Origin of the sequence: Streptomyces sp. NBC_01635, from assembly GCF_045209715.1 — a bacterium.
Lineage (GTDB): Bacteria > Actinomycetota > Actinomycetes > Streptomycetales > Streptomycetaceae > Streptomyces > Streptomyces hirsutus.
Genome location: NZ_CP109277.1, coordinates 943,499 through 957,093, shown reverse-complemented (window position 1 = coordinate 957,093; position 13,595 = coordinate 943,499). Strand labels below are relative to the sequence as shown.

At 72.0% G+C, this 13,595-nt stretch carries 9 protein-coding genes; 6 read left to right on the top strand and 3 right to left on the bottom strand.

Features of this window, described 5'->3' with window-relative positions:
- Positions 1-437: 437 nt before the first annotated feature.
- From OHB56_RS04720 to OHB56_RS04695, 6 genes are all read left to right on the top strand, one after another.
- Entirely contained in the window at positions 438-737 is a 300-nt protein-coding gene (locus OHB56_RS04720; protein WP_326756387.1) for a hypothetical protein, read from the top strand.
- A gap of 870 nt (positions 738-1,607) precedes the next feature.
- Positions 1,608-2,216 carry a TMEM175 family protein gene (locus tag OHB56_RS04715; RefSeq protein ID WP_326756388.1) on the top strand — a complete coding sequence of 203 codons (609 nt, stop codon included), beginning with the start codon at positions 1,608-1,610 and terminating at the stop codon, positions 2,214-2,216.
- A 541-nt stretch (positions 2,217-2,757) separates the two neighbouring features.
- Entirely contained in the window at positions 2,758-4,035 is a 1,278-nt protein-coding gene (locus OHB56_RS04710) for a GAF domain-containing protein (RefSeq protein ID WP_326757262.1), read from the top strand.
- Positions 4,036-4,137: 102 nt separating this feature from the next.
- The gene (locus OHB56_RS04705) at positions 4,138-5,661 is read left to right on the top strand and encodes an aldehyde dehydrogenase family protein (RefSeq protein ID WP_406351766.1); all 1,524 of its coding nucleotides are present in this window, start codon (positions 4,138-4,140) and stop codon (positions 5,659-5,661) included.
- 271 nt (positions 5,662-5,932) lie between these two features.
- The gene (locus tag OHB56_RS04700; protein ID WP_406351764.1) at positions 5,933-6,289 is read left to right on the top strand and encodes a hypothetical protein; all 357 of its coding nucleotides are present in this window, start codon (positions 5,933-5,935) and stop codon (positions 6,287-6,289) included.
- Positions 6,290-6,472: 183 nt separating this feature from the next.
- A complete protein-coding gene (locus OHB56_RS04695; protein ID WP_326756392.1) occupies positions 6,473-7,102 on the top strand; it encodes a hypothetical protein in 630 nt (209 codons plus the stop codon).
- Between the two features lie 289 nt (positions 7,103-7,391).
- On the opposite strand, the gene OHB56_RS04690 is transcribed toward OHB56_RS04695, so the two are convergent.
- From OHB56_RS04690 to OHB56_RS04680, 3 genes are all read right to left on the bottom strand, one after another.
- Complete coding sequence (locus OHB56_RS04690; RefSeq protein ID WP_406351762.1) at positions 7,392-10,235, bottom strand: poly(A) polymerase; 2,844 nt, start codon at positions 10,233-10,235, stop codon at positions 7,392-7,394.
- Positions 10,235-11,974: an RNA ligase family protein gene (locus OHB56_RS04685; RefSeq protein WP_406351760.1), complete on the bottom strand. Its 1,740-nt coding sequence runs from the start codon at positions 11,972-11,974 to the stop codon at positions 10,235-10,237. Before OHB56_RS04685 ends, OHB56_RS04690 begins: the two co-directional genes overlap by 1 nt.
- A 691-nt stretch (positions 11,975-12,665) precedes the next feature.
- Positions 12,666-13,271, bottom strand: coding sequence for a GPP34 family phosphoprotein (locus OHB56_RS04680; protein ID WP_406351758.1), 606 nt, complete (start codon positions 13,269-13,271; stop codon positions 12,666-12,668).
- Between the last annotated feature and the right edge of the window lie 324 nt (positions 13,272-13,595).

Below are 13,595 nucleotides of genomic sequence, written 5' to 3'. Positions count from 1 at the left end.
CGGGTCACCGCCCTGGTCGCGCTCGCAGACCTGGTCGGGCCGGGTCTGCGTCGCCTTCGTCCTGGACGCGTGCTCGCGTCGGATCGTGGGCCGGCAGGCCGCCATCCGCATGCGCACCGACCTGCCGCTGGACGCGCTGGAGACGGCCCTGTGGCGGCGGAAGACCAAGAAGGACGCCGGCCTCATCCATCCAGGTCGAGCGGGCCGTTTTCCAGTGGGTCGCGTGGTACACCGGTGAACGACTCCACTCCGCCCTGGGCCACGTCCCGTCCGGCGAGTACGAGCAGGTGTACTGGGCGAGCCTGGAGGAAGCCCCGCAGACCGCTTGGTCACACGATCGCGGACTCTGCGAAACTCGGGACAGCTCACTCTTCCGCCGCTCGGCGTGGGGGGATCCGGTGCGGCGCATGGGACTCCCCGGTGACAGGATCGGTGTTATGAACACCGAGACGGACTGGGCGTACCAGGTGTTCGAGCCGCACGGCTCCGAGGGCTGGCGCCCCTACGGCAGTGACCCCGAACGGTGGCAGGGTGCGATCACCGCCTCCTACTCGACCGAAGGCGCCAGGTACGCCATCGGCCGCGTCGTCGGCGATCTGATGACCGAGTGGGAGAGGGCCGGCCTCCATCACGCGATGCACGTGCGGGTCTTCCTCTGGCACGACGAGGCGGGCGACATGGAGGAGGCGGACTTCATCGTGGAGGTCCGGCCCCGGTCGGACATCGACGCAGCGTGATCTCCGGCGCATGAGGCTCCTCACGGTGACGAGCTCGGTGCGATGGCCACCGAGAGGTCGCGGGCGCACCGGGTGGCGGAGCCGCACGGCTCCGCCACCCGGCGCGCCCACGGCGACCACTCCCATCGCCGGCGGGAAGGAGCACCACCGACACCCCCAGGCAGGGCGCCGAGCACGCTGTGCCGGTCGTCACCGATTCGGTGACCGAGTGGAAGGGGAACGGCATGTGCGAGCAGCACGTGCGCGTGATCGTGTGAGCGGGCGAAGAAGGCGCCGGTCCCCGCCTTCGACGACCTCGATGCCCGGGGCGCGCCCTGACCGGCCACCGCCGCCCCGCGTACCGCCTGCCACCCGGCACTCCCGCGTCCGTCGTGCTCGCCGCCGCCCTCGACCACCTCGATATCCGCCCCCGGTCGGGCCCCTGCCCGACCACCCCGCCCTGCGCGACCCCAACGGCGTCGCACCCCTCTCCCGCGCCGCGCCGGACGCCCGCACGGCCCGCCGCGCCTGACCGCCCACCTTGCCGGTGAGGGCCTGCCGGAGTCCTGGACGGAGCAGATCACCGCCCCGGGCGAGGACGAGGAGGACGAACAGCACGCCTGCCTCAAGCCGCTCACCGTGATCAGCGGCTACCGGCGCCGCCGCGCCGCTGCGTTCCCTCCCCGAACCGATCACTGGCCCCCTACAGATCACCCGCCTCGACATCCGCCGCCACGACCGCCTCGGCGGAGTGGTCCACGCGTACCGACATACAGCCTGACCAGCGCGGACGGGATATTCGGCACCTATGCGCGTACGCGGTCCGGATGATGACGCTCCGAGGGCCGACGCTGTGACCGGCCTGGAGCCGCGCGCCTTTAGCCTCGGCTCATGCCGACCGAGCGGATGGAAGCGTTCAGCGACGGGGTGATCGCCATCCTGATCACGGTCATGGTGCTCGAGTTGCCCACCCCGCACGGCACCACGTGGGCGGCCCTGCATGATGCGCTCCCGGTGCTGCTGACCTACGTGCTCAGCTTCGTCTACCTCGGCATTTACTGGAACAACCACCACCACATGCTGCAGGCGACCGATCGGGTGAACGGGCTGATCCTGTGGGCGAATCTGCACCTGTTGTTCTGGCTCTCCCTGATCCCCTTCACCACGGCCTGGATGGGCCAGAACCACTTCGCCGCCGTCCCCACGGCCGCGTACGGCATCGACCTGCTCGCCGCTGCCCTGGCCTACTACGCACTGCAGAAGACGATCACCCGGGACCAGGGTGAAGAGTCCCTGCTCGCCACCGCCGTGGGCAGGGACCTGAAGGGCAAGGTCTCGCCGCTGCTGTACGCGAGCGGCATCGGCCTGTCCTTCCTGAACGACTGGCTCGCGGTGGCGGTCTATGCCGGCGTCGCGCTGATGTGGCTGGTCCCCGACCGGAGGCTCGAGCGGACCATTGACCGCAGACCGACCCCGGGCCCGGGCGAGTCCGCCCCCTGACCTCCGCGGCGTCACGACGGCAGAGGCTTCCTGCCCCCCCAGCGGGGCGAGGGCGGGCGGCGGGCTCGGCCGGGGTGCCGGTAAGCGGCCCCAGTGCCGCACGGGGGCATCTCACGGACGTGTAGCTGCCGAAGAGACCGGCGGCCAGGTTGTCGGCCCGGTCCTGTCGCAGTCCGTCGAAGGACGTCGCGGTCTTCTTGAGCCCGTCCTCCGGCAGCCGCTTGGGCGTTGTCACGTTGTTGAGTGTGTGAATGCCTGATGGTGTGCCGGGTGCGGTGGGGCCGGGCTCCGGCTCCGGGCTCAGACCGCGGTGAGCGGGGCGGTGGCCCCAGTGATCTGGTTCTGGACGGCGAAGCGGATGGTCATCAGATGTTGCCGGCCCGTCAAGGGTCGTCACCGGTTGTGACCGTCCGTTCGACGAACACGCGTACGGGAAAACCGGTCGGCGGCAGCAGGAGGCCACCGTCCCCGTCGAAACGGTTGTCGCCACGTACACCCCGGGCGACGATGTTCCCAGCGCATCGCCCTGCGGGAGGCCACGTTGACCGATCCCTGGGTGGCCCTGGAATCGGGGGCCGACCCTGCCGAGCGCGTACGCGTGCTGCACCGGGCGCACGAGACCTTCACCGAGGCCGGCACGGTGCCGCGCCCGGTGCGTGGCGTGGTCGCCGACTCGTGGCGGCGCTCGGCGCGCGCCGGGGTCCACCCGGACGGTACCGCCGACGTCGAACTGACGGACGGCGACCTCGGGGCCCGCCGCGCCGAGCACCCGCTGGCTCATGTGATGCCGTTGTTCCGGGAGCTGATGGGTACGTTCGCCTCCGACGGCCGGCATCTGCTGGCGGTGTGCGACGCGCACGGGAGACTGCTGTGGGTCGAGGGGCACACGTCGACGCTGCGACAGGCGGGGCGGATGAACTTCGTGCCCGGCGCGCGGTGGGCGGAAAGCGCTGTCGGGACGAACGCGCCGGGCACGGCGGTCGCCGTGGACCGTCCGGTCCAGGTGTTCGCGGCCGAGCACTTCGTGCGGCGCGTGCAACCGTGGACGTGCGCGGCGGCCCCCGTGCACGACCCGCACACGGGGCGGCTGCTCGGTGCCGTGGACATCACCGGCGGTGACGGCCTCGCGCATCCGCACAGCCTGGGGTTCGTACAGGCCGTGGCACGCGCGGCGGAGTCCCAGCTGGCGCTGCTCGCCCCAAGGCGCCCGGACGGCGGTGGGCCCGGACTGGCGACACTGGGGCGCGACCAGGCCGTGCTGACGGCAGGGGGCCGCAGTATCCGGCTCAGCCGCCGGCACAGCGAGATCCTCGTCCTTCTGGCCCGGCGCCCCGACGGCCTGACCGGCGCCGAACTGCTGTGCGCCCTGTACGAGGACGAGTCGGTGACACCGGTGACGCTGCGCGCGGAGCTCGCCCGGCTGCGTCAGGTGCTCGGCCCGGGACTGCTCGCGTCGCGCCCCTACCGGCTCACGGCGCCCCTGGAGTCGGACATCGCCGCCGTCGAACGCCGGCTGGCGGCCGGCGCGGTCACCACCGCCCTGGCCGCCTACGCGGGCCCTCTGCTGCCCGCTTCCCAGGCACCGGCGGTCGTACGGCTCAGGCGCCGCCTCGCCGACGGCCTGCGCGCGGCACTGATCGCCCGCTCGGACGCCGACCTGCTGGCCGACTGGGCCCACGCGCCGTGGGGCGAAGAGGACCTGGACGTGTGGCGGGCGCTGGTCACGGCCCGGCCGACGGCATCGAACCGGGCCCATCTGGCCTCACTCGAATCGGAGTTGGCGGCCCCGGACGGCTGGGCCCGCCTCGAGGGCCGGTAGCGCCGCTGCCCATCCGCAACGTGGATGCAACGTCCGCGTCCTTACGCTCCGGCGCAGAGCTGCCCAACGGCGGGCAGCCCTGCTGAAGGAGGCCAGTTCCGCATGACACGTTACGCGGCGCCCGGAAGCGAGGGCGCGATCGTCTCCTACCAGCCCCGCTACGACCACTTCATCGGCGGGGAGTACGTACCTCCGGTCAAGGGGCAGTACTTCGAGAACCCGAGTCCGGTGAACGGGCAGCCGTTCACCGAGGTGGCGCGCGGTACGGCGGAGGACGTCGAGGCGGCACTCGACGCGGCCCACGCGGCCGCACCCGGCTGGGGGCGCAGGCCGGCGGCCGAGCGGTCCGACATCCTGCTGAAGATCGCCGACCGTATGGAGGCCGACCTGGAGTCACTCGCGGTCGCGGAGAGCTGGGAGAACGGCAAGCCCGTACGGGAGACCCTGGCGGCCGACATCCCGCTGGCCATCGACCACTTCCGCTACTTCGCCGGCGCCGTGCGCGCCCAGGAGGGCTCGCTCAGCGAGGTCGACGACGACACGGTCGCGTACCACTTCCACGAGCCGCTGGGCGTCGTCGCCCAGATCATCCCGTGGAACTTCCCCATCCTGATGGCGACGTGGAAGCTCGCGCCCGCCCTCGCCGCGGGCAACGCGGTCGTCCTCAAGCCCGCCGAACAGACGCCGGTCTCCATCCACTACTGGCTGAGCCTCATCTCCGACCTGCTGCCGCCGGGCGTGCTGAACATCGTCAACGGCTTCGGCCCGGAAGCCGGAAAGCCGCTCGCCTCGAGTCCGCGGGTGGCGAAGGTCGCCTTCACCGGCGAGACGTCCACCGGACGGCTGATCATGCAGTACGCGGCCGAGAACCTGAAGCCGGTCACGCTGGAGCTGGGCGGCAAGTCGCCGAACATCTTCTTCGACGACGTGTGGGAGAAGGACGACGAACTGCGTGACAAGGCCCTCGAAGGGTTCACGATGTTCGCCCTGAACCAGGGCGAGGTGTGCACCTGCCCCTCCCGCGGGCTGATCCAGCGCGGCAACTACCCCGACTTCCTGGCCGCGGCCGTCGCCCGCACCGAGCTGATCAGGCCCGGGCACCCGCTCGACACCGACACGATGATCGGCGCACAGGCGTCCAGCGAGCAGCTGGCCAAGATCCTGTCCTACATCGACATCGGCCGACAGGAGGGTGCCAAGATCCTCACGGGCGGCGAACGCGCCGATCACGACGGTGACCTGAAGGGCGGTTACTACGTACGGCCGACCATCTTCGAGGGCGACAACCGGATGCGTGTCTTCCAGGAGGAGATCTTCGGCCCCGTCGTCTCGGTGGCCTCGTTCGACGACTTCGACGACGCGATCAAGATCGCCAACGACACGTCGTACGGTCTCGGCGCGGGCGTGTGGACCCGCGACATCAACACGGCCTACCGCGCCGGCCGCGCCATCCAGGCGGGTCGTGTCTGGACGAACTGCTACCACGCCTACCCCGCGCACGCGGCGTTCGGCGGCTACAAGCAGTCCGGGATCGGCCGGGAGACGCACAAGATGATGCTGGACCACTACCAGCAGACGAAGAACCTCCTCGTATCGTATTCGCCGAAGAAGCTCGGTTTCTTCTAGCCGCGGCAGAAGGGCGCCTGAGCTCGGTCGAAACCCGGCAGGCGCCCTTCTCGACGCGTCGGGGAATCACCGGCGGCCGGGGCGGGCGCCACCGTCCGAGCAGCTGCTTCCGCTCCTGCCCCTCCAGTACTCCGGTCCGACTTCGCACTCTTGCGGTGGGCCCGGCTGGGAACGGGTACGGCCACCACGTGATCACCAGGGGGTGTGTGGACTCCTGAAGATCGTGCGGTAGCCGCGGGCCCACAGCGTAGACCCTGCCCGCCGGCGGGCGATGTTCGACCAGGTCATGGCCCGGATCGCGGGACGGTTCGGCCGAGTCGAACCGCGGGCCGGTGCCCGCGTCTGCCTGCTCGGGCTGTTGTCGAACGGACCCGGGGCACACCGGGACGAGCCGGTCGCGCAGTGCGTCATGGCGGGTGGGCCGCGGACGACCGCGCTGTTCGGCGGGCTGCCGGAGGGTGACGACCAGGGCCTGACCCGCGCCACCCGCGACGGCCGGCAGTCCGTGTTCCACGGTCACGTCCAAGGCTCCGTCGCAGCCGACAAGGCCGCTGTGGAGCGGTCGTTCAAGAGCTTCGCCGCATCCGTGGGCAACCGCACCGGGTGCGAGCCAGGGAGCAGGGCATGACCAACCAGAAGATCACTCCACCCGGTCAGGCGACGTGACAGTGTCCTCGGGCGTTGCACTGTGCGGCAGATCCCCGTGCCCGGGGGGCGGGAACCATCCGGCCGGAACGACTCGTCACTGACCACGACCGCCACCCAGAGCGGCGGGGAGGACACCGAGAGTGAACCGACAGTGGGGGATTTCATGAAGCGTGCATCTGCGGCAAGAGCGGGCCTGACGGCCGTGGCGGTGTTGGCGATGCTGACGGTCAGCGGCTGCCGGGAGGACTACACGGGCCTCCCCGACCCCGACTCTCCCCCGAGCGGGCAGGTCTCCGAACCCGCGTCGCCGACGCCTTCGGCGGAGCGGAGCGGTCCGCGCACCCTGGTGGACGCCCCCCGAGCGGGCGGCCTGGACAAACTGACGGGAGAGCAAGCCCTGACGGACGCCCCGGTCGACCCGGGCGAGATGCGGGACGGCATGACGCTGGTCATCGGCAACTACGGGGACCCGGGCGGGCAGGGTGCGCCGGTGCTGTTCGAGGGCGTCGACCACGTGCCCGAGGACACCAGCAAGCGCCGTGAGCACCTGTTCCGGGGCATGATCGAGTACATCCAGTGGGACCCCGAGCTGGGGCAGCCCGAGGCGCAGCCGGTGGAGCCCGGACCGCTCGGCGGCTCGGTGGAGTGCCTGCTCGCCTCGCTGAGCGAGGAGGGCAACGTCATCTGCGGGTGGGCCGACGAGGGCACGGCGGCCGTCGCGCTCTTCGAGGACAGCACGCTCGCCGACGCGGGAAAGCTCTTCGTCGAGATGCGTGGGGATCTGGAGCGCTGACCGACCGGCGGGCGAGAACAAGGACGCAGCCCCGGCCGACGGGCGGGACACCCTGCCCCGGAGGTCCCGCCCGGCTCCCGGGACCGCCACCGGCAGGCGTGGTGGTGCGGGAGCGCCGCCGGTCCATGACCCGGCAGCGGGTCGAAACCGAAGGCCGGAGCGCCGGCCGAAAACCCGCGGGCTGCGTCGGGAAGTACCGGCGCTCCACGGCATCGTTGAGGCACTGACCGAAGCCGGCACCCGCGGGATCCGGCTCGGGGTGACGTTCCTCGACGCGTCACCCCTCCGGTCAGCGCAGGGTCGGTACGGTGCCGCACTCCGCCCACGTGACCTCGACCCCGCGCAGGTCTCCGCCCCACTCCTCGGAGATTTCCGCGAGCCGGGCAGCGTCGGGCGGGGTACGGCCGAGGCCGATTGCGTACCGTGCGAACGCCGGCCCGGTCTCGAACGGGCGGGGCCAGGCGTACGCCTCCGCCGCTCCGGCGTTCTCCAGAGCGGTGAGCAGCGCTCGCAGACGTCCCCGGACGCGCCCCAGAGTCTCCTCGAAATCCTCGGCAGGGCCCGGGCGTACGGTCAGGATCGCCCAGGCCGCGTGCCGCCGGTGCAGGGAGGGCGGCGACAACAGCTCGGGCCAGGGGTCCGTGCCCGCATCCGCTGCCGTTTCCAGGACGGTCCAGGCGCGGTAGAGCTCATCGGTCAGCAGGTCCCGGAAGCAGGCGCCGACCTGTCCGGTGCAGTTGCGGACGGGATCGGTGGGCGTCATGAGTGCCACGGGCGTGTGCGGTCCCGTTCCGGTGGAGGTGAGGCCGACCGGGTCCCGCCAGTCCCAGGCGGCCCAGGTGCCGAAGAAGTGGCGGAGCAGGTCCGGATCGGCCGGGTCCGTGGCCTCGCATGTCGTACGGGCCGCCAGCACCGACCAGGCCAGGCCCGGCAGTCCACCGAAGGGGGCCGAGTCGAGACCGCGCGCCCCGGCCCACGCTTTCACCTGCCTGGCGAGCCGGGTGAAAGCGGTGTGGCGGTCGCCTACCGCGGCCCGTACCGCGTCCGCGTCGCTCACCGCGCTCAGGGCGATCGCCGCCCCCTCGTCCAACTCGGCGCGGCGGGCCACTGCTTCGCCGGGATCGAGCGTTCCGGTGGCGACGATGACCAGGTCGACGTCCAGACCACCGGTGCGCAGCCGCAGGCCCGGCACCCGGGCGCCGGTCACCTGCCGCACCCGGGTGGCGTCCGGCAGCGCGGCGGTCACCCGTGCCCGGACGCCGGCCGGGTCGGCGCTGCCCGGCAGTGCCGCGACCAGGTCCAGGTCCGCTCCGGCCAGGGCGCAGCCCATACGCCGTGATCCGACGACGTGGACGACTCCGTCACCCAGCGCCGCGGAGATGCGCTGCGCCGTCCTGCGCGCCAGGGCGGCCTGGGCCTCGCTCTCCGCGGCCGGCTCGGTGGCAGCGGGTTCGGGGGTTTCGGGCAGCCACCGTACGTCGCCCGTTCCGAGAGCGATCGTGGCGCGTGGCCGCATCGGTTCGTCGCCCCGGCGGGAGAGCAGGACCAGCTCTTCGACCCGTGCCGGCATGCCGTCGAGCCGGGCGGCGCATGCGGCGGCGAGGCGCTGCGGATCCTTCGTCCGGCCCAGGGTGAGATGGGGGGTGAAGCCCTCGGCGCGCCCGCGGCAGCGCGGAAAGCGCTCCTCCAGAGCGCGGCGCAGTCCTGCCCACGGTGCTTCGCCGGCCGCCGCCGGATCGAGCCAGACGGTGGCATCGTCCCGGTGCCCGAAGGTGTGCACCCCGTCCAGCCGGGCGGTGAAGGCCGCCGTGCCGGCGGCCGCTTCGGCCAGCAGTGGGGCGGCTTGCTCGAAGTCGGACTCCGGCACGAAACCGAAGAGCAGATTGACGTGCGGCGGCCAGCGGTGGAACTGCGGATCGTGCTCCCGGCGGATGCCCTGGAGGATCGGCCACAGCTCCTGGGGAGGGGCCCACGCCAGCGCGGTGCGGGCCGTCGGCCGGGCGTCGAGGACGTCCGTGGACTGCGTACCGCTCAGCTGAAGGTCCGCCTCCACGCCGTAGTGGTCCGAGACGTAGAGCCCGTCCGTCGTGGGCGAGTCGCCCCGCAGGAACGCCCCGGTCGCCCGCATCCGTCCCGCGCGCAGAAAGATCCGGTCCAGCCGGGAGGCCCGGCCGGACAGCGAGGACACCGCGGCCAGCGGATTGACGCCCGGGTCGAACGTGGGCGTCCGGTCGCCGGGCCCGTGGACCTCCGTCCAGGCGTCCCGCAGCCCGAGCGCGGTGGCCGGTCCGTCGCCGCCGTCGTTGAAGTCACCGACCAGGATCAGATCGCCGTCCACGCCGCCGAGTCCCTCGGCGAGCCGGCCCAGTTCAGCCTGCCGTCGGGCCGGGCCGTTGTGGGAGTGGTCGCTGCTCAGGTGGGTCGTGGCCACCACGAGTGGACCGGAGCCGGTCTCCACGGTGATGGCGGTGACGGCCTTGTGCGGTCCGAGTCCGTGCCGCCCCGCCTCCCGCACGGGCAGCCGGCTGAGCAGCAGCAGCCCGCTGTCCTCGATGTCCTTCCCTCCCGGGTCGGTGCCCAGGGTGTAACCGGTGCGGACCCAGGGTGCCCGCAGCAGCAGGGCGAGCAGACCGGCCTCTACCTCCTGGAGCGCGATGACGTCCGCGTCGGCGTCCTCCAGGGCTGCGAGCAGCAGGGGGCGGCGCCGGGTGGTGTCGAGGCGGTCGCTGTCGTACCGGTCCCACAGCGTGTTCCAGGTGAGTACGCGCAGACTTCCCGGGCTCGGCACGGTCGTCCGGGGTGCGCCGTCCGCGGGTCGCCAGCCCTCTGCCGGTTCCCATGCGTGGGGCGTCCCGGCGGTGAAGAAGGGCGCTCGCAGCAGGCGCGGGTTCCGCACCCGGCCGGCGTCCGACGTGTCGATGCGGTCCACACCGGTGGTGCGGTCCCAGAGCAGCTCGCCGTCCGCCTCGACGAACAGCACCCGGTGCCACGGGATGTCGCCGCCGGGTACGAACGAGGGCAGCGGGACCCGCTCGGGGGCGGCACCGCGCTGGGTGATGCCCAGCACGAACCGGGCCGGATCGAACCTCGGGTCCCAGCGGACCCGGTGATAGATCTCGTCGCTCGTACGCATCACGTCTCTCCTTTGTCCATGATGCCGTCCAACGCTCCTGCGGTGTCGTCGACGGTTCCGCCCGCTCCGAGGTACCAGGTGCGGTGGGCCTCGCCCGGGTAGGGCGGGGCGTACCGGTGCAGTTGCGAGGCGAGCACCTCGGGCGGCACCGGGTGGGCACGCTTTTTGTTGCGCCGTGCCAACTCTTCCTCGTCGACCAGCGCGACCACGTGAGTGACCAGGGCGTCGCGGCGCCGTGCCACCCCGTGCACCAGGGAACGTTGGTGCTGGTTGAGGGACGTGGCGTCCCACACCACGGTCCCGCCGCCGGCCAGCGCCGAGTCGAGCCGGCCCAGCCCCTCCCGCAGGACCTCCCCGTTGGCCCGCTGGTCGGCCCGGGAACCCCGGGCCCGGCGTAGATCGTCGAGGGAGATGCGCGAGTGGGTCCAGGGGAGACTCCCGGCGAAGGTGCTCTTCCCGCTGCCCGACGGCCCGACGAGATGGATCAGCCGGGGAAACGCCCCGGAACGCCACCGCCAGCTCGCCGCCACCGCCTCGTCGACGGTGGAGATCCGCCCTTGGGTGAACGCATCCCGCGCCTCCGCCCAGCACCGGTCGGCGGCAGTGGAGCCGAGACCGGCGAGTGCGTCCCGCAGCCCGGCCCGCAGCGGCTTCAGCGGCGATGCGCCGAGCAGCCCGGCCTCCTCGGCGTGCAACGCGGACCATTCGACCTGTTCGCGAGCCTCGGCGGTGTGCGCGACCGCCCCTGCGACCGCGTGAAGCACCCCCAGGTCGGCGGCGAGAGCGAAGCGTGCCAGCCCGGTCCGGCGGTCGCCGTCCGGGTACGGGCGCTGAAGCCTCGAGGACAGCCCGACCAGATCTGCGACGCGGCGGGCGCCCGGCATGCCCAGCGGCCCCGCGAGGCGGGGTCCGAGCCACGCCCGGCGCGTGCTGTGGAGCATCGCGGCCAGGACACCCTCCAGCCGTGCGTCCCCGGACCGGCCCAGCACATCCAGTCTCGCGGACACATCGGCGACGGCGGCCTCGGCGGCGGCCGGATCCTCAGGGGCGACGCCCAGCGCGGCCGACAGGGACGGCACGTCGGCGGCCGCCCCCGAACGCACCGCCCACAGCGCGGCGTTCGGGCCCAGCGCGTTCTCCACGACAGCGGTGTGCATCCAGTGCGTATCGGTTCGAACGTGTCTTTCGCGCACCCACTTGGCCACCCGCTGCCCGAACTCCTGCCGGCCGAACCCCTCGGCGGCGCGTACGACGTAGCCCTCCTGGCGCACGGTGTCCAACCGCAGCGCGCGCAGCGCACGCTCGTCGAAGACGCCCCGCCACAGCACTTGCGGCACCGGAACTCCCAGCCGCCGCAGGAACCGGACCGTCCGGTCCCAGTCCAGGCAGCGGTCGCCACCGTCCCAGACCGAGAACCCGTAGAACCAACTCTCCAGGTCTCCGTATGCGATCGAGTGCCGCGCGAAGAGGTTCTCGCCGCACACCCGCCAGCCGTGCGGGATCTCCGCGCCGATCCGTCCCTGCAGGCTCTTCACCCACGCCCGCGAGGGATGGTGCGCAGAATCCAGCGACCGGGCGTGCAGCCCGTCGGCATAGAGGGTGGTGTTCTCCCCGTCGAGTTTCTCGGTGACCACGACCTCGCGGCCGCGCAGCCCGGACAGATCACCGGCTCGTATGTCGTCCGACGCCGCCCCCGGCGACCACGGGAGATGAGGCGTACGGGGGTAGGGCACACGCATGATCCGCTTTTCGTGACGATGTCGGGTCCGGTCACTGTAGGAGCTCGAGGAGAACAGATCCACCGAATAGTCGCCGACCGGTAGGACACCCCCGTGTGGGCGGGTGACGTGCCGTCGGCCTCGTGTTTCCCGCCCTTCGGTCGCTCGTACGAGGGCGCCGCGGATGTCGGCTGGACCGATCCGCTCGCGCTGGGCAGCACCGCCGTATCCCCGCTGCGGGGTACTCGCACGCTCCTGGTCGGCTGCGGCGCCCCGGCGCTGTACATGGCGAGCGTGGGGGGAGCCGAGTTCTACTTGGTCACACTCCTGCTCCAGGAAGGGCTTGGGTTCGAGCCGCCGGCCGCGGGCATCGCCTTCCTGCCGCCGGCGGTGTGCATCACGCTCGGCAACATGATCGCCGGCCGTCTGCTCGACTTCCTCGGCTGTACAGCGCACGGTGCCGCCGGCCTACGCCATCGGAGCGGCCGCCTCGTGATGCCCGCCGTTTCGGTGCACGACCACTCGTATCTCGTGGGCATGCTTCCCGGCCTCATGGTGAGCGGTATCGGCCAAGGCGTGATCCGCACCTCCGTGTTCGACGGCGGGACGCGCGACGTCGACAACCACAACCGGAACGACCGTTCCTGGTCAGTGAGCAGGAGTGAGTCCTCCTCCAGCGGCAGGCTCCACGGTCGGCTCCGACGAGAAGGCGTCACACGCCTCGCCAGAGGTTGTCGAAGGCCGCATCTTCGATCGCTCTGCGCTGCCGTACGGCCTCCAACTCCATGACGGCATCGTTGACCGCGGCCAGTACGGTGACGACCTGGTCGTCGGAGAGTTCGTCGATCTGGTCGTCGGCGGGCTGTTCCCCGATGCCCGCGGCGGCCGCGAGGCCGGCCAGAACCGGTTCACGCGACGTCCAGCGATCCGCCGCCCGTCGACGGGCCGCCGAGTCGGCCACGGTCGGCGGCCCGTCCCGGAGCACCCGGCGGGCGTGTGGCCGGGTGACCAGCGCCTCCGCCTCCAGGGCGGCGAGATACGCGGCTGCCAGGCCGCGGCCCCGGCGCCACAGCCAGTCCTCGACGGATTCGTAGGGCGCCTGCCGGACGAGCGAGGACACGGCCTCACGCAGCAGACGGTCATCGATGGGGGGTGGCAGGCCCGGCAGGATGTGGTGGCCGTCCAGGGCGAGGGCCTCGGCGCCGACGAGGTCGATCAGCTCCGCTCCCGCGAGAGCGAGCGACAGGTCGCCCCGCTCCACGGGAGGAGTGGACGGTGTGTCGATGGCGACGATCATCAGGTCCCGCGCTGTGGTCATGAGCGACTCCACGTCGGAAGGGGGCGGCGATCCGTCAGCCGGCCGGTCGGCCCGATCTGTCGTTCACAGCCGACACATCGTACGACCGCCGCGGAGCACCGGGCAGCCGGAGCGGCCCCGGGCGCGGGGGTCTCTCCCTACGTGACCAGGGGAGGAGCCTGCGCGACATCGCCGCCCGACTCGTCGTCACCACGGGCAAGAAGAAGGGACAGCACCCGCCCCCCGTCACCGTCATGCGGATGCTGCGCGAACACGACGAGCACACACCTGCGATGGAACCCGCGTGCTGACCTGCGGCTCAGTCGTCAGCGTCGTTTTTCGGCG

Bases quoted from the DNA above. Each gene is read 5' to 3' on its own strand.
- OHB56_RS04720 (WP_326756387.1), top strand. From the start codon at position 438: ATGAACACCGAGACGGACTGGGCGTACCAGGTGTTCGAGCCGCACGGC.
- OHB56_RS04715 (WP_326756388.1), top strand. From the start codon at position 1,608: ATGCCGACCGAGCGGATGGAAGCGTTCAGCGACGGGGTGATCGCCATC.
- OHB56_RS04705 (WP_406351766.1), top strand. From the start codon at position 4,138: ATGACACGTTACGCGGCGCCCGGAAGCGAGGGCGCGATCGTCTCCTAC.
- OHB56_RS04700 (WP_406351764.1), top strand. From the start codon at position 5,933: ATGTTCGACCAGGTCATGGCCCGGATCGCGGGACGGTTCGGCCGAGTC.
- OHB56_RS04695 (WP_326756392.1), top strand. From the start codon at position 6,473: ATGAAGCGTGCATCTGCGGCAAGAGCGGGCCTGACGGCCGTGGCGGTG.
- OHB56_RS04690 (WP_406351762.1), bottom strand. From the start codon at position 10,235: ATGCGTACGAGCGACGAGATCTATCACCGGGTCCGCTGGGACCCGAGG.
- OHB56_RS04685 (WP_406351760.1), bottom strand. From the start codon at position 11,974: ATGCGTGTGCCCTACCCCCGTACGCCTCATCTCCCGTGGTCGCCGGGG.
- OHB56_RS04680 (WP_406351758.1), bottom strand. From the start codon at position 13,271: ATGACCACAGCGCGGGACCTGATGATCGTCGCCATCGACACACCGTCC.